Raw genomic sequence first — 21,806 nt, 5'->3', positions numbered from 1 at the left:
TCTCTCTCTTCCACTGGGTGCCTCTCTTGGGAGGGGCGCCCTCCTGGCAGGTCTTCACCGGTCCTTTCTGAGATCTGATATATTTCATTTGACAAATCCTAGATGTGTGTTAGAATATCGCGGATCTTCCGGTGGGAGCCAGCCGTGGAACGGAATGAACGATTTCTCTATGTGGTGATGGGGATCGTGCTCCTGGAATTCCTTGGTCTCGGCCTTGCTGAGGATGGACTGATCCAGGCCTTGAGAGGATTCGTGAGATTGCAGACCTCTCCTGCGAGGTTGTTGAACGACTTCGCCTCATGGGGTGGGGTGGGGGGAGCGTTCCTGAACGCTGTCCTCGTGGGAATCTTCGGCCTGCTCCTCATTCGATGGAGCGGCGTGCTTCTCGCAGGTCCCACCATGGCCGCGGTTTTCACGCTGATGGGATTCGCGCTCTTCGGAAAGACCATACTGAACATCGCTCCGATCATACTCGGAGTGTACTTCTCTTCCCTCCTCATGAGAAAGCCGTTCAAATCCTACATCCTCTTCGCCCTCTTCGGTACGGCCCTCGGTCCCCTCACGACGTATCTCATCTTCGAGCTTGGACTCCCGTTGCCTCTTTCAGCCGTCCTCGGGGTGGGGGCCTCCATTCTGGTGGGTATGCTCATCCCCCCGTGGGGGTGGCACTCCTCCACCTGCATCAGGGATACAACCTCTACAACATCGGGTTCACCGCCGGTTTCCTGGGGCTCTTCATCGCCTCGATCCTCGATTCGGCCGACAGTCTCCTCCCGTTGGGGGTCCGTCTCCTCGAAGATCCTCCCCTTGCGATGGTTCTGCTCGTCCCTCTCCTCTCTCTCACCCTGGTCCTCGCAGGACTCATCTTCTCCCGCGGCGGGGGGTTCAGGGAGCTTCGGTCGATCCAAAGCATCCCGGGCAGACTTCCCTCCGACTTCGTGACGATGGTGGCGCCTGGGGGAAGCCTTATGAACATGGGGCTCTTGGGCTTTGCCTCGGCGGCATATGTGTGGGTGGTGGGCGGGGCTTTCAACGCGGTACCTCGCGCCTCGAGATGATAGGGTGGCAGGTGAAGCACGCCACTGTATCCCGGACGGAGGAGGGCACGAAGATAGACCTCTGGCTGGGGAGCGAGCGCTTCGATCCTCGCCCGTTCAGTATCCCGACCGATGATGCCGCGGGAGGGAGGGATCGGGAAGATGGATGAGGTGGCATCGCTCATAGAGGAAGCGAGAAAGTACCTCGGGGCATTCAGATTGTCCAGGGAGTGGATGTCGGCGGGGGGTGTGGCTGCGGCGATACGTACTGCATCAGGAAGGATCTACACCGGGATCAGTATCGATGTTTCCTGCGGTATCGGTTTCTGTGCCGAGCATGCTGCTATCGCTGAGATGCTGAAGCATCGGGAGACACGTATCGAGATGGTGGCAGCGATCACGGAAGGGGGACACATCATTCCCCCCTGTGGGAGATGCAGGGAGTTCATGCTGCAGATCGACGACGAGAACGAACGGACCGCCGTAGTGGTGGCCCGGGATCGGGTGGTGGCCCTGAAGGAGCTCCTGCCCTTCCGGTGGTGTTGAGAGATTCCCTCTCAGCGGGGGATCGGCCCCCTTCCCCTTCCTTCCGGTGGAGCCCCTTCCAAGGAGGACGGGTCTCTTCCCTATTCCTCGTCAGGCAGCTTCCGTGCCGCACCGGTATCCGCCGAGGTGGCGAGCAGGGCGTAGGCCCTGAGGGCCTTGGAGACGGGCCGGTTTCTCGTCCTGGGGGTGTAGGGCCGTTCTCGGGCCTCTTCTTCCTTCCTTCGCTGGGCGAGCTCCTCGTCGGAGAGCAGCACGTTGATCCGCCGGTTGGGGATATCGATCTCTATGACGTCGCCGTCCCGTAGGAGGGCGATCTCACCCCCTTCGGCCGCCTCGGGGGAGACGTGCCCGATGGAGAGTCCCGAGGTGCCGCCGCTGAACCGGCCGTCGGTGATGAGGGCGCACTCCTTGCCCAGGTGGCGGGCCTTGAGGTAGGAGGTGGGGTAGAGCATCTCCTGCATCCCCGGTCCCCCCTTCGGCCCCTCGTAGCGGATGACCACCACGTCTCCCGCCTTCACACGTTCGGGGTCGAGGATGCCCTCGCAGGCCTCCTCCTGCGACTCGAAGACCTTCGCAGGTCCTTTGAAGTGGAAGATGCTCGGATCCACGCCTGCGGTTTTCACCACGCACCCGCGTCTGGCGATGTTCCCGTAGAGGACCGCAAGCCCGCCGTCGGGATAGTAGGCGTGTTCCACGTCGCGGATGCAGCCCTTCTCCCTGTCGAGGTCGAGCTCCTTGAAGTAGCTCTCCTGCGAGCCCATGGTGAGGCTCGGCCTCCCCGCGGGGGCGCTCGCATAGAGGCGGCGCGCCTCCTCGGTGGCCGTGGGACGCCTTATGTCGTAGCGCGCGATGGCCTCCCCGAGGGTGAGGCCGTCGACCCGGTACACCTCGGTGTGGAGGAGTCCCGCCCGTTCGAGCTCGCCCATGATCCCGAGTATGCCCCCGGCGCGGTTCACGTCCTCCACGTGGTACTCCGAGCTGGGTGCCACCTTGCAGATACAGGGGATCCGCCTGGAGAGCCCGTCGATGTCCTCGAGGGTGAACGCCACCCCCGCCTCACGGGCGATCGCGAGGATGTGGAGCACCGTGTTGGTGGATCCTCCCATGGCGATGTCGAGGGCCATGGCGTTCATGAAGGCCTCGCGGGTGGCGATCGACCGGGGAAGGTGCCTGTCGTCGCCCTCGTAGTAGTATTCCTCCACCAGATCGCAGATGCGATGGGCGGCCTGCTCGAAGAGCCTGATCCTGTTCTTGTGGGTGGCCACCACCGTGCCGTTACCCGGGAGGGCGAGACCCAGCGCCTCGTTGAGACAGTTCATGGAATTGGCGGTGAACATACCCGAGCACGAGCCGCACGTGGGACAGGCGATCCGCTCTATGGTGGAGATCTCCTCGTCGGAGACCTCCTCGTCGGCCGCCAGCACCATGGCGTCCACGAGGTCGTACTTCTTCCCGTCGAGGGTGCCCGCCTCCATGGGACCGCCGCTCACGAAGATGGTGGGTATGTTGAGACGCATGGCCGCGATGAGCATGCCGGGCGTGATTTTGTCGCAGTTGCTGATGCAGACCAGGGCGTCCGCCTTGTGGGCGTTCACCATGTACTCCACACTGTCGGCGATGAGATCGCGCGAGGGGAGGGAATAGAGCATCCCATCGTGCCCCATGGCGATCCCGTCGTCGATGGCGATGGTGTTGAACTCGGCCGCGAAGAAACCGCGGCTCTCGATGATTTTTTTGACGTACTGGCCTATCTCGTGAAGGTGGGTGTGTCCCGGCACGAACTGGGTGAACGAGTTGGCGATGGCGATCACCGGCTTGCCGATCATCTCCTCCTTCATGCCGGCCGCCCGCCAGAGACTCCGGGCGCCCGCCATGAGCCTTCCGCTCGTGGTGATGCTGCTCCTCAAGGGGATCTTCGGTGTCTGCGCCATGGCTCGGCCTCCTCTCGGGTATGTCGTTACTCTAAAGAGTATTCGCCACTCACGTCAATAACGTCCTACCGCCAGAACCTGGGATGGAACACCACCAGTACCGTGTAGAGCTCGAGCCTTCCCAGGAGCATGGCGACGGAGAGCACCCACTTGATGTAGGCGGGGAGAAAGGCGTAGTTCTGAGTCGGTCCTATCTTTGCAAATCCCGGTCCTATGTTCCCCAGGGTGACGAGCGCCGAGGAGAACGAGGTGGTGAGGTCGTATCCTCCCGAGGTCACCACCAGCGTCACGGCGAGAAGAATCGCTATATAAAGGAAGAAGAACCCCGAGATGCTCATGAGGAAATCCTTCCTCACCGGCTCTCCGTTGACGCGGGGCCTGAAGACACCGTAGGGAAAGAGGAGGTATTTCAACTCCACCACCGCCTGCTTGGCCAGGGTGACGAGCCTTATCACCTTGATCCCGCCTCCCGTGGATCCCGAGCATCCCCCCACGAACATGAGGAAGAAGAGCACGCCCTTTGCAAAGGCAGGCCAGGCATCGAAATCGGTCGTGGCGAACCCGGTCGTGGTGAGGAGGGAAGCCACCTGGAAGCCGGCGTATCGCAGGGCGTTGAGGAGGGATCCATAGAGAGGCCGCACCGCGAAGGCCACGGCGAGAGTCGACACTGCGAATATGCCGGCGTATGCCCTGGCCTCGGTGTTCCTCAGGATATCCCGGCCCTTTCCCGACCACACCCTGTGATAGAGACCGAAGTTGAATCCCGCCATGAGCATGAAGACCGTGATCACCACGTCGACATAGGCCGAGCGGTAGGCCCCCACGCTCTGATTCCGGGGGGAGAACCCGCCGGTGGCCAGGGTGCCGAAGGTGTGGGTGAGTGCGTCGAAGAGGTCCATCCCGCCCAGCATGAGGAGCACGGTCTCGGCCGCCGTGAACCCCACGTAGATCTTCCAGAGCACCTTCGCGGTCTGGGCGATGGTGGGAGTCACCTTCTCGAGGGTGGGGCCGGGTGACTCGGCCTTGAAGAGCTGGGCCCCCGCGACCCCGAGGAGCGGGAGGAGTGCCACGGTGAGCACCACGATTCCCATACCGCCGAGCCAGTGGGTGAGCGAGCGCCAGAAGAGGATCGAACGGGGCAGCCCCTCGATCTCGGTGAGTATGGAGGCCCCTGTGGTGGTGAACCCCGACATGGTCTCGAAAAAGGCGTCGGTGTAAGAGGGGATGCTCCCCGAGAGGGTGAAGGGAAGGGCCCCGAATCCGGCTGCCGAGATCCAGCTCAAGGTGACGAAGAGGAAGGCGTGGCGGACCTGAAGCTTGATGAAGCGCTCCCCCGTGGACACGAGGAGCAGGACGAGGCCCGAGACTGCCATGATGATCATGGTGAAGAGAAAGGCCTGCCACGTGCGTGGCCCCTCGAAGAGGGCGATGCCCAGGGGAATGAGGAGGAACCCTGCGAGCAGGAAGAGGAGGAACCCCAGGAGGCGGGCGATTCCCTTCAGGTGGATCACGCGAAGAACTCCTCCACCTTCTGCCGGTGTGTCTGGTTGAAGATGAGTACCAGCTTGTCGCCCTCCCTCAGCTCCGTGTCCCCTGTGGGGATGATCTGCTCCTCCTTACGGGTGATGAGGAGGATGAGCGTCTCCCCCGGGAGCCCGAGCTCCTTTATCTTCTTCCCGATGAACGGGGAGGTGGGGAGGATCACGGTCTCCACCAGCTCGTACGGACTCCCCGAGATGGGGTAGATGGTGTGCACCTTCTCCTGGTAGATGGCCTTGAGGATGGTGGTGAGCACGGCGTGGTTGAGGCTCACGGTCACGTCCAGGCCGAGCTGTTCCCCCAGGTGCATGAAGGGGATGCGGTGGACCACGGCGATGGACTTGCGCACCCCCACCTTCTTGGCGTAGAGGGCGGTGAGCAGGTTGAGCTCCTGACTCTGGGTGGCGGTGATCACGACGTCGTACCCCTCGAGGTTCCCCTCCTCCATGAAGCCTTCCTGGGAGATGTCCACGTTGCTCACCGTGGCGTCGGGGTACCGGTGGGCGAGGTATTTGCAGCGGTCGTAGTCCTGGTCGATGATGTGGAACTGGTAGCGGTGGGGGGTGAAGATACGCCTGAAGAGGTGGCGGAAGAAGCCGCCCTCCTCCCTTCGTGCATTGAGCATGTCGAGGATGTAGCAGCCCAACTCGCCGCCGCCCACCAGGACGATCTTCTTTATCTCCTCGGGGGTGATGCCTATGGCCTTGTAGAGCGTGGGGAAGTCTTCGGGGCGGGCGAGGATGTAGAGGTGGTCGCCTTCCTCGATGGGACTGTGGCCCGAGGGGACCTGGTAGGCCTCCCTCCGCTGGATGAGGGGGACGAGGAAAAGGAGACCTACGACGGCGCGGAGGTGCTGTATGGGTTTCTTGATGAAAGGCGAGGAGGGAGGCACCTTTATCACCTGGAGCTGGAAGTGCGAGGTCTCGAACAGGCTGATGGGGCTCATGGCCCCGCTCTGGATGGCGCGCACCACCATCCGGGCGGTCTCTATCTCCGGGTTGATGATGATGTCGATGCCGAAGAGGGGGGTCTCGAGCACCTCGCTCGCGCTGTAGTCGAACTTCCTCACCCTGGCGATGGTCTTGGGGGTGTGGAACACGCTCTTGGCGAGCCCGCACGATATGATGTTGATCTCGTCGGAGTCGGTGACGCTCACGAAGTAGTCGGCCTTGTCCACCTCCGCCTTTCGGAGGGTCTCGATCTGGTTTCCCGGCTCGTTGAGCACGAAGCAGTCGAGGAGGTTGGCCGCGTGTCGTGCCAGGGCGGGATCCTGTTCGATGATGGTGATCGCGTGTCCTTCCTGGATGAGGGTCCGGGCGAGCTGGAACCCCACCCTCCCCGCACCGTGGATGATGATCTTCATAGCTCCACGATACGGCAGGAGGCAGGCCCTGTCAATCTCGATGCAGGGTGGAGGGGGATGTTCCCGGACGGGGGGATCCGTGCATCCCGGTGAGAAACCGTTTTCTCTTGTCAGACTCCTCCGATCCTGCTAGGATGGGTGCAAGGAGGTGTACGATGAGAGGAGGCCGTGGATATCGCCTGCTTGCACTGATGAGCAGTATCCTCTTGCTCGTGGGGTGTATGACCATGGAGAAGACAGCGGAACCCCTGGTCCCTTTGAAGACCTCGAGACTCTTCCTCAACAACATGGTCCTTCAGCGTGAGGTGCCGGTTCCCGTGTGGGGAACCGGACATCCGGGCCTCACGGTGGAGGTGCGATTCAGAGATCAGGTGAAGCGGAGCGTGGTGGACGAGGAGGGCAGGTGGATGGTCTGGCTCGATCCCATGGAGGCGTCCACCCGGGACGAGGAGATGACCATCTCCTATGTGCTCTCGGAGCGTGACCGGAGGAGGATCGCAGGGGAGCCCGAGGTCCGGGTGCTCCGGGGCGTGCTGGTCGGTGACGTGTGGCTCTGTGCCGGGCAGTCCAACATGGAGATGGGCATGGCCGCCATCGCCGATCGCGACCGGGAGCTCGAGGACATCGACTACCCGCACATCCGCCTCTACCTCATCCCCAAGTCGACCGGTCCCTTCCCGGAAAGGGATGTTCCGGGCGCGTGGTTCCCCTCCGAGCGCGAGTACCTCGTGACCGGAGGGTGGTTCGGGTTTTCCGCGGTGGCCTACACGTTCGGGAGGAAGCTCCACAAGGAGCTGGGCGTGCCCATAGGCCTCATCCAGGCCGCCTATGGAGGAAGCCCCATCCACGCCTGGATCCCCGAGGAAGAGCTTCGGGCCTTCCCGGAGCTGGCACGCTATGCCGAGATGATAGAGGAGGCCCGCGCGGAGTACGAGGAGGCCCTGAGGCGTGATCCCGCTGCACGTCACCCCTGGGAGGGGATCACCGACTACGACAAGCTCAAGCCTGCTACGATTTACAACGCGATGGTCGCTCCGCTCGTGCCCCTCGCCCTCAAGGGTGTGATCTGGTATCAGGGGGAGAGCGACGTGGGCGATGGACCGCTCTATACGGTGAAGATGCGGGCCCTCATCCAGGGACTGAGGCGCCTCTTCGGTGACCCGGCGCTTCCGTTTTTCTTCGCCCAGATCGCTCCGTGGGACTATGGAACCGAGGGGCTCCTCCCGAGGTTCTGGGAGGCCCAGGTAGCGGTGCTCGAGGTGCCGCACACGGGTATGGCGCCCACGGTGGATGTGGGCGATCCGGACGACATCCATCCCCGCCGCAAGCGTGAGGTGGGAGACCGCCTCGCCCTCCTCGCACTCCGCGATGTCTACGGGCGGGATGATATCGACCCCTTCCCCCCCACTGCGGTGCGGGTGGTGCGGGAACCCTCGGGGATACGGGTGGTCTTCGCCCATGCGGAGAGGCTCGTGACACACGACGGGAATCCACCCCGCGAGTTCTCCGTGGTGCGCTCCTCGGGAGAGGTGGTGTCGGCCCCGGCCCTCATCGAGGGGCAGTCCGTGCTGCTGCAGGTGGAGCACCCCGAGGAGGTGCGGGAGGTACGGTACGCGTGGCGCAACACCCCCCAGGTGAACCTCTTCGACGAGTCGGGACTTCCCGCCATGCCGTTCTCGCTGAGGGTGGAGTAGGGCGGACATCTCGACCAACTGGAGGGCGTGCTCTATACTTAGGGCAGAGGAGGTGGTCTCATGAAGCGGAAGTGGATCATCGTGCTCGCGGCGGGGGTGGTGCTCGCGGCGGGCGTGGGGGTGGGGCTCCGCCTCGCCACCGGCGGGTCGGTGGTGGATCGGCACGGGATGCTCCAGGTGAGGGGGAGTGCGATCTGCGACGCCCATGGGCGGCAGATTCAGCTTCGCGGGATGAGCCTCTTCTGGAGCCAGTGGTCGGCGCCGTTCTGGAATCCGGAGCTGGTGAGAAACCTCGCCCGTACCTGGAAGGTCTCCCTCATCAGGGCGGCCATGGGAGTGGAGAACGCCTACCTCACGAGCAACAAGTACCACAAAAACCTCCTCATGAAGGTGGTGGATGCCGCCATAGAGGAGGGCATCTACGTGATCATCGACTGGCACTCACACAACATCTACCTCCCGCAGGCCGAGGCCTTCTTTGCCGAGATGGCCGAGCGCTACGGCAATGTGCCCAACGTGATCTTCGAGATCTACAACGAGCCCGACACCGAGACGTGGGACGAGATCAAGGCCTATGCGGTGCGCATCATCGAGACCATACGCTCGAAGGGGGCGAAGAACCTCATCATTGTGGGCACGCCGCACTGGTCGCAGGACGTGGATGTGGCGGCCGACGATCCGATTACAGGGTACGAGAACATCGCCTATACCCTCCACTTCTACGCAGGGACGCACCGGGAGGATCTGAGGGAAAAGGCCCGGTATGCCCTCTCCAAGGGGCTCCCCTTGTTCGTGACCGAGTGGGGAACCTGCGAGGCCTCGGGCGACGGGCCGATCGATATCGAGGAATCGGAACGCTGGCTCGCCTTTCTCGACGAGCACATGATAAGCTGGGCCAACTGGGCCATGAACGACAAGCGTGAGAGCGCCTCGGCCCTGGTCTTCGGGGCAAGCACCACAGGGCCCTGGCCCGATGAGCAGCTCACCGAGTCGGGACGGTTTGTGAAGGCAAAGATCATGGAGGCTCCGGTGCGCGTGGGGAGGCGAGTGGAGTAGGGGAGCTGAGGTGTGGATGGGGCGGTAGTGGGGCGAGGGGTTGAACAAAGGAACAGTCCGTGCTAATATATGAATAGTTGTTCATATTTTCATTTTTAAGAAGGTGTCTATGTCGGGGTTTTCCGAAACACAGGAGGTCCTCATCGAGGAGATGGCCTCGTTCTTCCGCATGATGGGGGATCCCACCCGTATCCGGATCCTCTCCCTCCTCTTCGACGAGGAGCTCTGCGTGCATACCCTTGCCGAACGGCTGGAGATGACGCACTCGGCGGTCTCACACCAGCTCGCGCTCCTCAAGCACGCGAGGCTCGTCCGGTCGAGGCGCGAGGGGAGACACGTGTACTACCGGCTTGCGGACGAGCACGTCCAGAAGGTGTACGAGCTCGCACGCGAGCACCTCGAGGAGATGTGAGGAGCACAGGATGGAAAAGCGATACATACCATCGGTAGACGAACGCGCTCCGGCCCAGGGGTGCGGCACCGGGGATGCGTGCTGCACCTCCTGTCGCACGATACAGGCCTCCCCTCCGGAGAAAGAGGCCCCGCTCTGGCCTCATCTTGCAGCCGCAGGAGGGCTCCTTATCCTCATCGTGCTCGGCGAGGTCCTTCCCGGAATGCCTTCCCTGCTCCGGGATGCGGGTTTTCTCGGTCTCTATCTCTGGGCCGGTCTCCCCCTCTGGCGGAGTGCGGTGCGGAGTCTGGTGCGCGGTGGGGTGCTGGACGAGTTCGTCCTCATGAGTGTGGCGACCCTGGGGGCTCTGCTCCTGGGGGCCTTTGCAGAGGCCGCGGCGGTGGCGGTCTTCTATCAGCTCGGCGAGGCCCTTCAGGACAGGGCGGTCCGCCGGGCGAGGGACTCGATCACCGCCCTGCTCTCGGTGATGCCGGATCGGGCCCATCTTGTGGAGGGAGGATCGGTGCGGGAGGTGCGGCCCGAGGAGGTGAGGCCGGGCCAGGTGGTGCTCGTCCGCCCCGGAGAGAGGATACCCGTGGACGGGGTGGTGAGAAAGGGGAGGACCGACCTCTCCCTCGCGGTGCTCACCGGTGAGTCGCTTCCCGTGGCCGTGGAGGAGGGCGATGAGGTGCAGGCGGGGGCCCTCAACCTCACGGGAGTCGTCGAGGTGGAGGCGGTGCATCCGTATGCGGAGTCGTCGATCGTGCGGATCCGGCGACTGGTGGAGGAGGCGAGGGAGCGGAAGGGGAGGGTGGAGCGGTTCTTCACCCGGTTCGCGAGGGTGTACACGCCTCTGGTGGTCTCGATCGCGGCCGTGGTGGCCTTGGTGCCGCCGCTTCTCGGCCTGGGGTCGCTCGCACGGTGGGGCTACCGCGCCCTGGTGCTCCTGGTGATCTCGTGTCCGTGCGCCTTGGTGGTGGGGATTCCCCTGGTCTACATGAACGCCATGGGGGTGGCGGCTGCGCGGGGGGTGCTCTTCAAGGGTGGAGCGGTCATGGATGCGCTCGCGCGAGTGTCCACCGTGGTGTTCGACAAGACGGGAACGCTCACCCGGGGGGTGTTCGCCCTGAAGGAGGTGGAGCCCGCCGAGGGGGTGAGGGGGGATGAGGTGTTGGAATGGGCGGCGAGGGCCGAGGCTCACGCGGCCCACCCCGTGGCCGAGGCGGTACGAAGTGCCTACAGGGAGCGTGGGGGGCGGCTCGAGGGGCTGGATGGCCGGTGGCGGGAGGTGCCGGGCCGGGGGGTGGTGGCGGAGGTGCTGGGCCGGCGTGTGGTGGCGGGGAGCGACAGGCTCCTGCACGATGAGGGGATTCCCCACGAGCGGTGCGTGCGGGATGGGGGGGTGGTGGAGGTGGCGGTGGACGGTCGGTATGTGGGGCGGGTGCGCGTGGAGGATGCGGTGAGGGAGGATGCGAAGGGGGTGCTCGCGGCGCTTGGCAGGTTGGGGGTGCGGCGCGTGGTGGTGCTCACGGGCGACACGGAGGAGGCGGTGCAGGAGGTGGCGGGGGATCTGTGTATACGGGAGTGGAAGGCGGGGCTCTTCCCCGAGGACAAGGTGAGGGAGGTGGCGCGTCTGGTGGAGCAGGCTGAGGGGGTGGTCTTCGTGGGCGACGGGGTCAACGATGCGGCGGTGCTCGCGCGGGCCGATGTGGGGATCGCCATGGGGGCGGGGGGGACGCAGGCGGCGAGCGAGAGCGCGGATGTGGTGCTCATGGAGGATTCGCTCCACGGGGTGGTGGAGGCGGTGCGGCTCGCTCGGAAGGCGAGGGTGGTGTTGTGGGAGAATGTGGTCCTCATCCTGGGGCTCAAGCTGGGGCTCATGGTGGCCGGTGTGGCGGGGCTCGCGGGGATGTGGGAGGCGGTGATCGGCGATGTGGGGACCACGCTCCTTGCGGTGCTCAATGCGGTGAGGGCGTTCGGATGGGGGCTCAGGCGGGAAGGAGTGCGAGGAGGACGGTGAGGGGGGTGAGGACGGCGAGGAAGGGGAGGGGTGGGAGGAGTGAGGGGCCCGGGGGGAGGGGAGGAGGGGTGAAGGTGTAGGAGCGGGCGGTGAGGGCGTCGGCGGTCTCCTGGGCGAGGAGGAAGAGGTTCTGGATGAGGGTGGAGGAGAGGAGGGTGAGGGAGTGGATGGGGCGGCGTGAGGGTGAGAGGAGGCGGGCGCTGAGGGCGTCCCGGATGAGGGCGGCCTGGTGGGCGATGAGGGGGAGGAAGGAGAGCATGAGGGAGAGGGTGCCGGCGATGAGGCCGCGGAGGCGGCGCAGGCCGGGGATGGGTGAGAGGAGCCAGGCGAGGGCGGCCTCGAAGGAGGAGAGGGGGGTGGAGGCGAGGAAGAGGTGGGCCCACACCACCAGCAGGCCCAGCTTCCCCGCCCCCACCGCCCCCCGCACGAGCCCTTCCGCCGTCGCCCTCAGCCCCCACCCCTCCCACACCACCACCCCCTCCGTGCTCAGCGCCCTCCCCACCAGCACCAGCGCCCCCAGCACCAGCACCCCCCTCACGCTCCGCCACACCCCCCGCACCCCGCCCCCCACACACAACCCCACCCCCAGCACCCCCAACAACCCCAGCCCCCACCTCCCCGACGCCATGGTAGCCACACACGCCCACACGAACCCCAGCGCCTTGCTCCTCACATCCACCCTGTGGAGCACCCCCGCACCGGGCTGGTAGAAGAAGAGGAGCGTATCCCTCACACCCTCCCCCCTTCCCAGATCCCCAGGGTCTCCAGCCTCCCCCCCACCTCCTCCGGCCTTCCTTCCAGCACCACCCGCCCCCCCTCCATCGCCACCACCCTGTCCACCCTGTCCTTGAGCCACCACACCTCGTGCGAGATCACCACCCATCCACGTCCCTCACGCTCCAGCACCTCGAGCGCCTCCAGGACGCTCCTTATCCCCGGCAGATCCAGGTTTGCGAACGGCTCGTCGAGCACCAGGTAGGCGGGCTCCATCACCAGCACCCCTGCGATTGCCACCCTCCGCTTCTCCCCTCCCGAGAGCGTCCGCGGATGACGGGCCGCCAGGTGGGAGATCCCCAGCCTCCCCATCACCCCCTCCACGCGACGCGCCACCTCGTCTCCCGGCAGCCCCAGGTTCTCCGGCCCCAGCGCCACCTCGTCCCGCACCGTGTGCCGCACCAGCTGTGCCTCGGCACTCTGGAAGACCAGGCCCACCCGCCGCCGCGCGAAGAACGGGTCCCGGCGGACATCACGACCATCCACCAGGACCCTTCCCTCCGTGGGCTGCGCGAGCCCCACCAGGTGTCTCATGAGCAACGTCTTGCCCGACCCATTCCTTCCCACCAGCAGCACCCGTTCCCCCTCGTGGATCGTGAGCCACACATCCTTGAGCCCCCACGACCCATCGGGGAAGCGGTGGGAAAGCCCCTCCACCACGATACTCATGAAGCCTGCATGAACCCCTGCGAGATGAGGAGCGGCCGCAGCCCACGGGCGATCGCCACGGCCGCCGCCGCCTTGAGCGCATCCCCTATGAGGAACGGCAGCATCCCTGCGGCCAGGGCCTTGCCCCAGTCCATACCGAGCGACACCTTGAGCCAGGGCACCCCTATCGCGTAGATCACCAGCGAGCCTGCCACCACTGCGATGATCATCCGTACCACCTCACCCCGACGTCCTGCCACGAGACCCGCGAGCACCACCGCCACGAGGTAGCCGAAGAGGTAGCCCCCTGTGGGACCCACGAGGTGGGCGAGCCCTCCCGTTCCCCCGGCGAACACGGGAAGACCCACCGCCCCTGCGAGAAGGAACAGCCCCACGCTCGCCGCCCCGAGCCACGGACCCAGGAGAAGCCCGGCGAGGAGCACGAACAGGTTCTGGAGCACGATGGGCACCGGCCCTATGGGGATGGAAAGATACGAACCCACCACGATGAGCGCCGCAAAGAGGGCGCACACCACCGCATACCGTACCACCTTCTGATCCATCGTATACATCCTTTCGTATAGTAGGATGAACCGCCGGCCACGCCGGCGGACCGCACACACCTCGAGACATCCTCACCCCTCCAGCGTGCACACCCCGCTCACCACCCTCACCCGCCCCCCCTCCGGGGTCCGGACCACCAGCTCGCCCTGCCTCCCCAGATCCTCGGCCACCCCCCTCACCACCCTCCCCTGTTCCTCAACCACCACACGCCTCCCCCACAGCCCGCACACCCTCCGCCACCTCGCCCGTATCGCCTCGGGCCCCTCGGCCAGGAGCCCCCGCATCCTGGTGAGCACCCCTTCCAGGAGCGCCGCGCGCCGTATCCTTCCGGCGGTCCACTCGTCCAGCGCCCCTGCCCCCTCCACCCCCGGCCGCGCGTGCACATTCACCCCCATCCCCAGGCTCGCCCACACCAGGCGCGTGTGCTCGGCGAGCACCTCGAGGAGGAGTCCCGCCACCTTCTTCCCCTCCACGTACACATCGTTCGGCCAGTGGAGCACGGCCGGCACCCCCTGCTCCCGCAGCACCTCCGCGAGCGCCACCCCCGCCGCGAAGAGCACCTCCCACGCCCGGTCGAGCCCCCCCTCGGGACGCCACACCACCGTGGCCGCGATCGCCCCGGGCGGGGTCTCCCACACCCTCCCGTACCGGCCTCGCCCCGCCCGTTGCCGCTCCGCCACCACCACCGTACCCTCGGGCGCCCCCGAGGCCGCACACCCCCGCGCGAGATCCATGGTGCTCCCCGTCTCCTCCTCCCAGAGGACCAGTTCCGGACGGGAGAACTCCCACGGGTAGAGGAAATCCCCGTCCTCCTCCAGCACGTACCCACTCCCCGTACTCACGATCCCGTACCCGCGCTCCACCAGGGCCTGGACGTGCTTCCACACCGCCACCCGCGAGATCCCGAGCTCCCGGGCGAGCTCCTGTCCGGAGACCACCCCGCCTTCTCTGAGCCTGGAGAGGATGAACCGTTTTGGGTTAACCATAACAAGTATTCGGTTAACACGCGTGCACGTAAATGTCAATCGGGTGGAGAAGCCATGGTATGGGAGAGAAGCGAGCCCTTCGCCCCTCTCCATATCGGTATCACTACTGCAGGAGAAGAGGGAATGGCCGCCATGCCTATTTAATATGATTTTTCACAAAGTTGCTTTCCATTATTTACATTTTTAATGTCGTAACTATTAGATATGCTTAAACTTATGCGATCGTAAAGGAATGTGCCATGAAACACGTACCCGTTTTTCTGGCCATCACCTTCCTCTCCCTCGCAGGATGTAGCTCTCCGGTGGGAGATGCGGATCCGGTCCCCCCGGCTTTTCAGTGGTGGAGGGATCTTGGCGTCGGGAACGGGGTGGACGTTCCTGTTGAGGGCACTATGCCTCCCTCACCACGTAGATTACTCCCCCTTCGAATCGTGGATGTGGCTGATCTACCCAACCCTGTACGGATCTCGAATAAATCCTTTCCTGGTGACATGCTGCACGCGAGTGACAAGGATGAGCCTGTCGTGGAAGGATGCATCACGCTTCTCAAAGAGTGGCCACAAGATGTGATGGTCGAAGGGGTCTATGCCTACGTCGCCTGGGGTCTTGCCGGCCTTGGGATAGTAGACGTGAGCAGCCCCTCAACCCTCACCATGACAGGGACCCTCGACAGCGTCGGCAATGCCCGCACCGTGGTGAAAGAGGGAGACTACGTCTCCCTCGCAGACGGGACGACGAGCTTCTCGTCGTGAATGAGAGTACTCCCTCCCAACCAGTAGGTGCGGCCCAGGTCTCTGGCATCACCGCCACTGAGCTCACCCTCATGGGTGGGGTGGGTAGGGATGGAAATGCCCTCGTGGTCGTGAACGACACCGATCCCTCCTCTCACTATCAGGTTACGAAAGTGGATGTGAACGACGGTACCAACACGGTCTCATCCGTGGTCGATTCGGCCTCCTCCCTTTCCCTCTCGGACAGAGAGCGCATCGCCATGCTGGATCTCTCAAATCCCGCTTCCCTGGGGAGGTTGCCTCCCTTTCCCTTCCTTAGGTGTTGACGGCCTCGAGGTTCACGGCGGTGACCTCTATGCATCAGAAGACCTGGGTTCCTCCTTTCTCATAGCCGAGCTCCTGACCCGCCTGCATCTTTCCTCATGTACTTCACGGCGGATTCCCTCCCTCACTCCCCATTGCAGGGTGCCCCGCACCAGAGGGTGCGGGGCGTTTGTATTACTTTTTGTGTTACTTTTGTCGATACATCCGCTCGTAGTACTCCTCGAGCATCCGCTTCACGTTGAAGCGGTCCTTGGTGGTGAGGATGCTCTGCCGCATCATCTCCACCCACTTCCCCCTCTGTTCGTAGTAGGTGGGGATCACCTCTCCGGTGAGTACCCGGTAGAGGGCCTCGGTGTCGTGCCTGTCGTGTGCCTCCACATCGGGGCTCGTGAAACCGTCACCGAACTGCCACCCGTTCACCCCGTGCTGGCAGGCCTCGGGCCACCAACCGTCGAGCGTGCTCAGGTTGAGCACACCGTTCATGGCCGCCTTCATCCCCGAGGTGCCGCTCGCCTCGAGCGGCCTGCGTGGATTGTTGAGCCACACATCCGCACCACGGGTGAGCATCCGACCTATGGTCATGTCGTAGTTTTCCAGGAACACCACCGCGTGGGGATAGGTCCTCGCCATCTTCACCAGATTGGCGACGATCCCCTTGCCCGTGTCGTCGAGCGGGTGGGCCTTGCCCGAGAAGACGATCTGGATCTTCCGTGCCTTGAGGAGCGGATCGATTACCTTGGGGTCGCTGAAGATGAGGTCGCTCCGCTTGTAGGGGGCTGCGCGCCGTGAGAAACCGATGAGCAGTGCATCGGGATCGAGCTCCACGCCGGTCCGTTCCTTCACGAAGGCGATGAGGGCCCGCTTGTTGTCCATGTGCGTCTCCCACAGGTCACCCGCACCCTCGGCCGCCCTTAGTATCCGCTCGTCCACCCAGGTGGGCAGGTGTATGGCATTGGTGATCCCGATGATCTGCGACCTCCCCTCCACACCTTCCCACATCCTGTTCGCGGTCTCGGCGTGGAGCTGGGCCACCGCATTGGAGATCCGAGAGAGCCGCAGGGCGGCAACCGTCATGTTGAAGGGAGCTCCACCCAGTCGCACGAGCTGCTCCAGGGTGAGGCCGTGGTTGGCACCCATGTACAGGAGCCGGTCGAGGTAGTGGGTCTCGTTCCCCTCCTTCACCGGGGTGTGGGTGGTGAAGACCACCTCCTCGCGCGTCGCCTGCACCGCCTCCTCGAAGCCCATGCCCTTTTCCATCTTCTCGCGGATAAGCTCGAACGCCGCGAAGACCGCATGTCCTTCGTTGAAGTGGTACACGTCCACCTCCATCCCGAGGGCGCGCAGGGCCCTCACGCCCCCTATACCCAGCACCATCTCCTGGGCGATCCGTTCCTCGCCGAACCACCCGTAGAGCTGGCCCGTGATCCACCTGTCCTCGTTCTCGGGGAGATCCGTGTCGAGCAGGTAGAGGGGCGCGTTCCCGAAGCAGTCCACGAGCCAGACCTTGCACCACACATCCCTCCGGCGGATCCTCACCTTCACCTTCACGCCCGTATCCTTGAGGAAGTCGTAGCGATAGTTCTTGTAGGCATCGTAGGGTCTGCCGTCCTCGTCGATGAGCTGATCGGTGTAGCCCTGCTTCCAGAGGATCCCGATCCCCACGATGGGGTAGCCGTGATCCTTCGCGCCCTTCAGGTAGTCACCGGCCAGGATGCCGAGCCCGCCGGCGTAGATCTTGAACTCCGATGAGAGGCCGTACTCCATGGAGAAGTACGCCACACGCGGTAGTGATCGGTCGCTCATTACATCCTCCTCGATGGTATAGGGCCAGTATACCCCGACCTCCACATTAATGCAAGCGTTTGCATGAATGCATGTGTGTATGGAGGAGCCCCTTCCCACTACCGGCTCTCCGGATACTGGACCGGGATTCGTATCGGAAGGGCGTGCCCGCCCCCGTCTCCACCTCACCCGATGAAGACGTAGCGCATCCCGGTTCCGGCCGGCCGGGCCGTCTCATGTTTCGATCGTGGGGAAGAGTCCGAAGTACACCAGGAATGCGCCAAGGGACACCAGCGTATACAATGTGAGGGTGGTGTTGATCCTGCCCTGCTCTTCTTCGTGTCCCTCTCCCATGAAGATGGGGAACATAGGGGGGAGGGAGGAGGACGAAGAGGGCCGTGCTGTAACCGGATGGTAGATCCAGCCATCTTTTGAAGACGAACCGGCTGAGTGCAAAGAACAGGATGAGGACTGTCGGGAAGCGGACCGCGAGGGTTCTGAATGCCAGATGGAACCCGAGTGGAGAGAATTCGAGTCCTGCCCCAATACCAGCAGGATGAGAGGTCCGGTCATGCCCGAGATCATCTCCAGCATGCGGATGATGCCGGCCGAGACGGGTGCTCCTTCCAGTGGAATCCGAAGCCCCAGGAGGTTCGCCGTGAGGCCAAGCACTATCCCGATGATCACAGGGGATGTCATGAACGAGACGGTGGTCCTGCCGAGTCCTCTTCTTCCACCCGCTGTGCCGATGAGTGCAGGGACGAAGATGAACCAGATGAAGAGCTCGTGGCCCAGATTCGTCACTGCGATGAGAGGGATGTGCTCCTCCCCGTAGGCCACGCTGAAGACCCCGAAGGCGAACATGCCGTATTCGAAACCGCTCATGAGAAACGGCGCGAAGGTTCCCTTCCCTCCTATGGGCTCCATCTTCCGCAGGAAAAAGAGCAGGAGATTCAGGGCGAAGATCAGGACCACCACCAGGGTCAGCCGAGGGTCCAGCTCGATTCGGAGAAACGAAACGAGCGCGGATCGTTATTCCTGATCCCTCCGGCTCCTCATCCCAGCAGTTCCTCTACCTCTTTCTGCGTGAGGGCGCGACGGATGGTGTTGATGCCTTCGTCGGTGCGCACCAGGATGGGATCCTTGAGCCGGTGGCCCCGGTCGTCGAAGAGTATCTTCACCACAGGACATCGGGGGTTCTCAGGGTTCGACTCCACCACCAGGCCCTTGGCGCCGGACTGGAGCATCACGTACGAGCCGATGGGGTAGAGCGAGAGCATGAAGATGAGCGACCTGAGGAGCATTTCGTCGTACCACTTGCCGGCGCGTTTCATCATATCGAGGAGACTCGTGTGTCCTTCGGCCGGTGGACGATAAGGACGCTCCGCGGTGAGCGCGGCGTAAGTGGAGCATATCCCTATGATCCGGGCGGCCACGGAGATCTGATCGCCCTTGAGGCCGCGGGGATAGCCCGAGCCATCCATGTGCTCGTGATGCTCGAGCACGGCAAGGCAGACGGGAATCGGGAACCCGAACGAACGCAATGTCTTGTAGGCGATCACCGGATGGGCGGTGATCGCGCGTTTCTCCTCCGGGGTGAGCACCCTGTTCGAGAGGTAGAGCTGGGGCGGAAGCCGGATCATCCCTATCTCGTGGAGCAGGGCGGCGGTCACGAGGTCGACCAGTTTGAACTGGGGGATCTGGAGGCGCAGCCCGAGTCCCGCCGCGAGGATGGCTGTCTTGGCGGAGTGGACGATGAGGTAGTTGCGCCGGGGATCGTCCATCTCTTGGATCCTGAAGATGAACGGCTGGTGGACGCGGACGGCGGTGATCACCTCCTTAGCCTTGTCGGCAACCGTGCCGGGGTTGAGTCGCTGGTTGTTGAGAAACGCGGAATAGGTCTTCTCGCAGAAGGTCACGAGATCCGAGAAAAACTCCCGCACCGCCTGCAGCGTCTTCTGCTCGGTGGCGTCGACCACGAGGGATGGTGCCTCCTGTCTGGTTCCCCCTTCTCCTTCCTCTGCAGGGTGTATCCCCCCTGGTGGACTGTCCGAGAGACTGCCGTTGCTCCACACGGTGAGAAATCCCCATCGCAGGAGACGGTTGATGAGCTCCGATGAGATAGGCACCTCAGGAGGGAGGAGGATGTATTCCTCGTCCAGGTACAGGTCGTCCGAACAGTAGCTATCGGGTTTGAGATCTTTCACCGGGATCTGTTTCATCTTCTGTTGACCGCCCCATGGGGTATACGTTACACTCTCTTTCATTATAGGAGAAAACACGGTGAAATTTAAGGTCCTTTTTCTTGCCTTCGTCGGCGTGGTGGTCCTCGCATCCCTCCTCCTCGTGTTGCTCCCCTTCTGGATGCTCGGCTGGGAGTATGCCGTGTCCTTCTGGTCCTCGTACTGGTACCTGCTCGCGGGGTTTCTCCTCCTCCTCGTGCTCCTTGTGGTGTTCTATACGAGGAACCGTCTGTTCTTTTCCTATCTAGAGGAAGAACAGTGGGATGCCCTCTACGAGCTCCTCTCGAACCGGATCTTCAAGCTGAGGCGGGTCTCCCGGGGGGACGTGCAACTCTATCTCACGCTCGCTGCCATGAGGGGGGACTGGGAGGCCATTCGGAGGCTCGATGTCTTTCTCGAAGAGGTGAATCCCGCGGTACACCGGACGTTTCTCCTCGAACTCGGACTTCCCCTGATACTCTCGAACGAAGGCGAGGCGATACGGGATCACTATGCGAACGCTGTCGGGCGACTCAAAGGCGCCGACAGGGAGTGGTCACAGTGGTTCCACGGCTACGGACTCATCCTCTGCAACGAGTACGAAGAGGCGGAACGGGTGTTCCTCTCTCTCCTCGACGGGGGAAGGAACCCCGCCGTCCGTCTGCTCTCGTTCCATGCCCTCAGCGAGTTCTTCCCCAAGGACGAGGAGCGACGGACGCTCCTCGAAGAGAAGAGGGAAGCCTTTCTCCGTGCCGTACCCAGGTCCGCCCTGAGACGTTACCTCGATGGACACAGGGAGGAGCTTGTGGTACTTATCATGAACAAACTCATAGCCGATGCGGTAGAACGGGTGTACGTATGAAACAACTGTTCCAGAAGTCGCACAAGCTCGACGACGTGTGTTACGAGATCCGCGGGCCTGTCATGGACGAGGCGAGACGGATGGAGGAGGAGGGATTCCAGATCCTCAAGCTCAACATCGGGAACCCTGCGCCGTTCGGATTCAACACCCCGGACGAGATCCTCCACGACATCATCATCAATCTGCCGAACGCGCAGGGGTACGGAGACAGCAAGGGTATCTTTCCCGCCCGGAAGGCGGTGATGCAGTACTACCAGGCCAAGGGGGTGTTCGACGCCGACACCGACTATATCTTCATAGGCAACGGCGTGAGCGAGCTCATCTCCATAAGCCTCCAGGCCCTCCTCAATCCCGAGGACGAGGTGCTCATCCCCGCTCCGGACTATCCCTTGTGGACTGCGGTCACCCGTCTGGCGGGTGGCAGACCGGTACACTACATCTGCGACGAGGAGAGTGACTGGATACCCGACATAGAGGACATACGGCGGAAGATCACTTCGCGCACGAAGGGCATCGTGGTCATCAACCCCAACAACCCCACGGGTGCGGTCTATCCTCGGGAGGTGCTGGAGAAGATCTACGAGATCGCCTGTGAACACAACCTGGTGATCTTCTCGGACGAGATCTACGAGAAGATCATCTATGACGAGGATGCGAGGGCCGCATATTCCCCCATGTCGCTCATCGCCGAGGATGCCCTGTGTCTCACCTTCAACGGCCTCTCGAAGGCCTACCGGGCCGCCGGACTCCGTGCGGGGTGGCTCATGATCAGCGGCAAGAAGCGGCCGCTCGCCAAGGACTACATCGAGGGGATCTCGCTCCTCTCGAGTATGCGCCTGTGCAGCAACATGACCGCCCAGTTCGGGATCCAGACCGCCCTCGGCGGGTATCAGAGCATAGACGACCTCGTGAGACCGGGCGGCAGGCTCTACGAGCAGCGGAACCTCTGCTACGAGCTCCTCAACCAGATTCCGGGGGTCTCGTGTCGCAAGCCGAAGGGTGCCCTCTACTGCTTCCCGAAGCTCGATGCCGAGCGCTTCGGCATCGAGAGCGACGAGCTGTTCGTGCTCGATTTCCTGAGGGAGAAGAAGGTCCAGGTGGTGCAGGGCACGGGGTTCAACTGGCCGCACCCCGACCACTTCAGGATCGTGTTCCTTCCCGACAAGGACACGCTTCGGGACGCCATCGGGCGCCTGGCCGATTTCCTCGCGGATTACCGCCAGAACGGGGCGGGGGTGGCCTAGACGCTCACACGCCCGGAGGACGGCACCACCTGCCCGGCTTCCCGGTGCGTTCCCTCGCCTTGACCCTCGTTCGAGGCTCACTTATAATCCCT

General features: G+C 63.4%; 20 protein-coding genes and 1 pseudogene. 11 read left to right on the top strand and 10 right to left on the bottom strand.

The window, feature by feature from the left end; genetic code table 11:
- Positions 1 to 102 precede the first annotated feature (102 nt).
- The 3 genes and pseudogenes from STHERM_RS12745 to STHERM_RS07245 all read left to right on the top strand — a co-directional run.
- A pseudogene (locus STHERM_RS12745) lies at positions 103 to 695 on the top strand (DUF1576 domain-containing protein); the annotation flags it as partial.
- A 117-nt stretch (positions 696 to 812) separates the two neighbouring features.
- Positions 813 to 1,058 (top strand): DUF1576 domain-containing protein, encoded by a 246-nt coding sequence (locus tag STHERM_RS12740; protein ID WP_420480340.1) that lies wholly within the window; start codon positions 813 to 815, stop codon positions 1,056 to 1,058.
- Positions 1,059 to 1,199: 141 nt separating this feature from the next.
- A complete protein-coding gene (locus tag STHERM_RS07245; RefSeq protein ID WP_013314237.1) occupies positions 1,200 to 1,583 on the top strand; it encodes a cytidine deaminase family protein in 384 nt (127 codons plus the stop codon).
- Positions 1,584 to 1,663: 80 nt separating this feature from the next.
- Here the strand turns inward: STHERM_RS07245 and ilvD are convergent, their stop codons facing one another.
- From ilvD to trkA, 3 genes are all read right to left on the bottom strand, one after another.
- Positions 1,664 to 3,514, bottom strand: a complete 1,851-nt coding sequence (ilvD, locus tag STHERM_RS07240; protein WP_013314236.1) for a dihydroxy-acid dehydratase — start codon at positions 3,512 to 3,514, stop codon at positions 1,664 to 1,666.
- Between the two features lie 65 nt (positions 3,515 to 3,579).
- A complete protein-coding gene (locus tag STHERM_RS07235; RefSeq protein ID WP_013314235.1) occupies positions 3,580 to 5,025 on the bottom strand; it encodes a TrkH family potassium uptake protein in 1,446 nt (481 codons plus the stop codon).
- Complete coding sequence (gene trkA, locus STHERM_RS07230; RefSeq protein WP_013314234.1) at positions 5,022 to 6,416, bottom strand: Trk system potassium transporter TrkA; 1,395 nt, start codon at positions 6,414 to 6,416, stop codon at positions 5,022 to 5,024. The genes STHERM_RS07235 and trkA overlap by 4 nt, the downstream gene beginning before the upstream one ends.
- Positions 6,417 to 6,571: 155 nt before the next feature.
- Between trkA and STHERM_RS07225 the strand changes: the two genes are divergently transcribed.
- The 4 genes from STHERM_RS07225 (at position 6,572) to STHERM_RS07210 (ending at position 11,577) form a co-directional block, all read left to right on the top strand.
- On the top strand, positions 6,572 to 8,110 hold the full coding sequence (locus tag STHERM_RS07225; protein ID WP_013314233.1) for a sialate O-acetylesterase: 1,539 nt from the start codon (positions 6,572 to 6,574) through the stop codon (positions 8,108 to 8,110).
- A gap of 60 nt (positions 8,111 to 8,170) precedes the next feature.
- Positions 8,171 to 9,166, top strand: a complete 996-nt coding sequence (locus tag STHERM_RS07220; RefSeq protein WP_013314232.1) for a glycoside hydrolase family 5 protein — start codon at positions 8,171 to 8,173, stop codon at positions 9,164 to 9,166.
- A gap of 109 nt (positions 9,167 to 9,275) precedes the next feature.
- Positions 9,276 to 9,578, top strand: coding sequence for an ArsR/SmtB family transcription factor (locus tag STHERM_RS07215; RefSeq protein WP_013314231.1), 303 nt, complete (start codon positions 9,276 to 9,278; stop codon positions 9,576 to 9,578).
- 10 nt (positions 9,579 to 9,588) lie between these two features.
- Positions 9,589 to 11,577, top strand: coding sequence for a heavy metal translocating P-type ATPase (locus tag STHERM_RS07210; protein WP_013314230.1), 1,989 nt, complete (start codon positions 9,589 to 9,591; stop codon positions 11,575 to 11,577).
- On the opposite strand, the gene STHERM_RS07205 is transcribed toward STHERM_RS07210, so the two are convergent.
- The 4 genes from STHERM_RS07205 to STHERM_RS07190 all read right to left on the bottom strand — a co-directional run bounded on the left by STHERM_RS07205 (position 11,546) and on the right by STHERM_RS07190 (position 14,549).
- Complete coding sequence (locus tag STHERM_RS07205; RefSeq protein WP_237223198.1) at positions 11,546 to 12,310, bottom strand: energy-coupling factor transporter transmembrane component T family protein; 765 nt, start codon at positions 12,308 to 12,310, stop codon at positions 11,546 to 11,548. The two genes, STHERM_RS07210 and STHERM_RS07205, sit on opposite strands and share 32 nt — an antisense overlap.
- Positions 12,307 to 13,020, bottom strand: coding sequence for an energy-coupling factor ABC transporter ATP-binding protein (locus STHERM_RS07200; protein ID WP_013314228.1), 714 nt, complete (start codon positions 13,018 to 13,020; stop codon positions 12,307 to 12,309). The genes STHERM_RS07205 and STHERM_RS07200 overlap by 4 nt, the downstream gene beginning before the upstream one ends.
- Complete coding sequence (locus tag STHERM_RS07195) at positions 13,017 to 13,562, bottom strand: biotin transporter BioY (protein WP_013314227.1); 546 nt, start codon at positions 13,560 to 13,562, stop codon at positions 13,017 to 13,019. The genes STHERM_RS07200 and STHERM_RS07195 overlap by 4 nt, the downstream gene beginning before the upstream one ends.
- Positions 13,563 to 13,634: 72 nt before the next feature.
- Entirely contained in the window at positions 13,635 to 14,549 is a 915-nt protein-coding gene (locus tag STHERM_RS07190; RefSeq protein WP_041623415.1) for a biotin--[acetyl-CoA-carboxylase] ligase, read from the bottom strand.
- 491 nt (positions 14,550 to 15,040) lie between these two features.
- Here STHERM_RS07190 and STHERM_RS11865 point away from each other — a divergent pair, with 491 nt between their 5' ends.
- Positions 15,041 to 15,301, top strand: coding sequence for a hypothetical protein (locus STHERM_RS11865; RefSeq protein WP_158304547.1), 261 nt, complete (start codon positions 15,041 to 15,043; stop codon positions 15,299 to 15,301).
- Positions 15,298 to 15,606, top strand: a complete 309-nt coding sequence (locus STHERM_RS07180; protein ID WP_041623411.1) for a hypothetical protein — start codon at positions 15,298 to 15,300, stop codon at positions 15,604 to 15,606. The genes STHERM_RS11865 and STHERM_RS07180 overlap by 4 nt, the downstream gene beginning before the upstream one ends.
- A 184-nt stretch (positions 15,607 to 15,790) precedes the next feature.
- On the opposite strand, the gene glgP is transcribed toward STHERM_RS07180, so the two are convergent.
- The 3 genes from glgP to STHERM_RS07165 form a co-directional block, all read right to left on the bottom strand.
- Positions 15,791 to 17,407, bottom strand: a complete 1,617-nt coding sequence (glgP, locus tag STHERM_RS07175) for an alpha-glucan family phosphorylase (RefSeq protein WP_013314224.1) — start codon at positions 17,405 to 17,407, stop codon at positions 15,791 to 15,793.
- Between the two features lie 213 nt (positions 17,408 to 17,620).
- Positions 17,621 to 18,364 carry a transporter gene (locus STHERM_RS07170; protein ID WP_013314223.1) on the bottom strand — a complete coding sequence of 248 codons (744 nt, stop codon included), beginning with the start codon at positions 18,362 to 18,364 and terminating at the stop codon, positions 17,621 to 17,623.
- 77 nt (positions 18,365 to 18,441) lie between these two features.
- Positions 18,442 to 19,653 carry an HD-GYP domain-containing protein gene (locus STHERM_RS07165; protein WP_013314222.1) on the bottom strand — a complete coding sequence of 404 codons (1,212 nt, stop codon included), beginning with the start codon at positions 19,651 to 19,653 and terminating at the stop codon, positions 18,442 to 18,444.
- 16 nt (positions 19,654 to 19,669) lie between these two features.
- Between STHERM_RS07165 and STHERM_RS07160 the strand changes: the two genes are divergently transcribed.
- Positions 19,670 to 20,470, top strand: coding sequence for a hypothetical protein (locus STHERM_RS07160; protein WP_013314221.1), 801 nt, complete (start codon positions 19,670 to 19,672; stop codon positions 20,468 to 20,470).
- Positions 20,467 to 21,714, top strand: coding sequence for a pyridoxal phosphate-dependent aminotransferase (locus tag STHERM_RS07155; protein WP_013314220.1), 1,248 nt, complete (start codon positions 20,467 to 20,469; stop codon positions 21,712 to 21,714). The genes STHERM_RS07160 and STHERM_RS07155 overlap by 4 nt, the downstream gene beginning before the upstream one ends.
- Positions 21,715 to 21,806 lie beyond the last annotated feature (92 nt).

The organism is Spirochaeta thermophila DSM 6192, assembly GCF_000147075.1.
GTDB lineage: Bacteria > Spirochaetota > Spirochaetia > Winmispirales > Winmispiraceae > Winmispira > Winmispira thermophila_A.
This window is presented reverse-complemented; position numbering and strand designations above follow the sequence as displayed.

Coding starts and splice junctions, on each gene's coding strand:
- STHERM_RS12740 (WP_420480340.1), top strand. CDS start 813: ATGGTTCTGCTCGTCCCTCTCCTCTCTCTCACCCTGGTCCTCGCAGGA.
- STHERM_RS07245 (WP_013314237.1), top strand. CDS start 1,200: ATGGATGAGGTGGCATCGCTCATAGAGGAAGCGAGAAAGTACCTCGGG.
- ilvD (WP_013314236.1), bottom strand. CDS start 3,514: ATGGCGCAGACACCGAAGATCCCCTTGAGGAGCAGCATCACCACGAGC.
- trkA (WP_013314234.1), bottom strand. CDS start 6,416: ATGAAGATCATCATCCACGGTGCGGGGAGGGTGGGGTTCCAGCTCGCC.
- STHERM_RS07225 (WP_013314233.1), top strand. CDS start 6,572: ATGAGAGGAGGCCGTGGATATCGCCTGCTTGCACTGATGAGCAGTATC.
- STHERM_RS07220 (WP_013314232.1), top strand. CDS start 8,171: ATGAAGCGGAAGTGGATCATCGTGCTCGCGGCGGGGGTGGTGCTCGCG.
- STHERM_RS07215 (WP_013314231.1), top strand. CDS start 9,276: ATGTCGGGGTTTTCCGAAACACAGGAGGTCCTCATCGAGGAGATGGCC.
- STHERM_RS07210 (WP_013314230.1), top strand. CDS start 9,589: ATGGAAAAGCGATACATACCATCGGTAGACGAACGCGCTCCGGCCCAG.
- STHERM_RS07200 (WP_013314228.1), bottom strand. CDS start 13,020: ATGAGTATCGTGGTGGAGGGGCTTTCCCACCGCTTCCCCGATGGGTCG.
- STHERM_RS07195 (WP_013314227.1), bottom strand. CDS start 13,562: ATGGATCAGAAGGTGGTACGGTATGCGGTGGTGTGCGCCCTCTTTGCG.
- STHERM_RS07190 (WP_041623415.1), bottom strand. CDS start 14,549: ATGGTTAACCCAAAACGGTTCATCCTCTCCAGGCTCAGAGAAGGCGGG.
- STHERM_RS11865 (WP_158304547.1), top strand. CDS start 15,041: ATGCTGCACGCGAGTGACAAGGATGAGCCTGTCGTGGAAGGATGCATC.
- glgP (WP_013314224.1), bottom strand. CDS start 17,407: ATGAGCGACCGATCACTACCGCGTGTGGCGTACTTCTCCATGGAGTAC.
- STHERM_RS07165 (WP_013314222.1), bottom strand. CDS start 19,653: ATGAAAGAGAGTGTAACGTATACCCCATGGGGCGGTCAACAGAAGATG.
- STHERM_RS07155 (WP_013314220.1), top strand. CDS start 20,467: ATGAAACAACTGTTCCAGAAGTCGCACAAGCTCGACGACGTGTGTTAC.